1 protein-coding gene is annotated in these 266 nt (G+C 76.7%); it reads left to right on the top strand.

Going from position 1 to position 266, the window contains the following annotated elements:
- On the top strand, positions 1-266 hold a 266-nt coding region (locus tag GTW08_RS29895), incomplete at both ends, for a ribosomal RNA small subunit methyltransferase A (RefSeq protein WP_275939030.1).

The following is a 266-nucleotide window of genomic DNA, read 5'->3' as shown; positions in this document are numbered from 1 at the left end:
GCGATCGTCGCGAACCTGCCCTACAACGTCGCGGTGCCGGTGATCCTGCATCTGCTCGCCGAGCTGCCGTCGCTGCGGACCGGGCTGGTCATGGTGCAGGCCGAGGTCGCCGACCGGCTCGCCGCCGGACCCGGCTCGCGCGAGTACGGCGCCCCCAGCGCCAAGCTCGCCTGGTACGCCGCCGCCCGCCGGGCCGGGCCGGTGCCGCGCGCGGTGTTCTGGCCGGTCCCCGGCGTCGACTCCGGGCTGCTGGCCTTCACCCGGCA

The organism is Pseudonocardia sp. SID8383 (assembly GCF_009864975.1).
GTDB classification, from domain to species: Bacteria; Actinomycetota; Actinomycetes; order Mycobacteriales; family Pseudonocardiaceae; genus Pseudonocardia; species Pseudonocardia alni.
This window is presented reverse-complemented; position numbering and strand designations above follow the sequence as displayed.